General features: G+C 54.5%; 2 rRNA genes. Both read left to right on the top strand.

The window, feature by feature from the left end:
- Positions 1–112: ribosomal RNA gene (locus tag GPX89_RS43645) — 16S ribosomal RNA — on the top strand; the annotation flags it as partial.
- Positions 113–431: 319 nt separating this feature from the next.
- A 23S ribosomal RNA gene (locus GPX89_RS43650) occupies positions 432–1,012 on the top strand; the annotation flags it as partial.

The raw sequence follows: 1,012 nt of genomic DNA on the forward strand, positions 1-1,012 counted from the left end.
GAAGCCGGTGGCCTAACCCTTGTGGAGGGAGCCGTCGAAGGTGGGATTGGCGATTGGGACGAAGTCGTAACAAGGTAGCCGTACCGGAAGGTGCGGCTGGATCACCTCCTTTCTAAGGAGCACTTCTCCAGACATGCCCACACAGGTGGGAAGTTGTTCTGGCAGAGACCGTTTCGGACTCACATGTAGTCCGGCGGACGCTCATGGGTGGAACACTGACAAGCTTCATCGCACTCGATCAGTACTCAGTGACTGGTCGCGGTGGATATACCGACACACTATTGGGTCCTGAAAGAACAGACGTTCTTTCCAGGCAAAAAACGATCTACTCGGATCTTCTGAGAAACTGCCGGCTGTGCCGGTAAGTCCTGATATCCCATCCGAGTGGGTGTGTTGTTTGAGAACTGCACAGTGGACGCGAGCATCTTTGTTAGTAAGTGTGTAAGAGCGTACGGTGGATGCCTTGGCACCAGGAGCCGATGAAGGACGTAGTAGGCTGCGATAAGCCTCGGGGAGCTGTCAAACGAGCTGAGATCCGAGGATTTCCGAATGGGGAAACCCAGCACGAGTGATGTCGTGTTACCCGCGCCTGAATATATAGGGCGTGTGGAGGGAACGTGGGGAAGTGAAACATCTCAGTACCCACAGGAAGAGAAAACAACAGTGATTCCGTGAGTAGTGGCGAGCGAAAGCGGAAGAGGCTAAACCGGTTATGTGTGATAGACGGCAGTCGTTGCATAGCCGGGGTCGTGGGATTGTTCTTCCCGTTTCTGCCGAAACGGGCGACAGTAAGAAACCAGAGCGTTAGTCGAATTGGTCTGGGACGGCCAACCGTAGAGGGTGAGAGTCCTGTAGACGAAAACGATCTGGCTGTCGTGAGCAACTCCCGAGTAGCAGCGGGCCCGTGAAATCTGCTGTGAATCTGTCGGGACCACCCGATAAGCCTGAATACTACCTGGTGACCGATAGCGGACTAGTACCGTGAGGGAAAGGTGAAAAGTACCCCGGGAGG

Source organism: Nocardia terrae, from assembly GCF_009760405.1.
GTDB lineage: Bacteria > Actinomycetota > Actinomycetes > Mycobacteriales > Mycobacteriaceae > Nocardia > Nocardia terrae.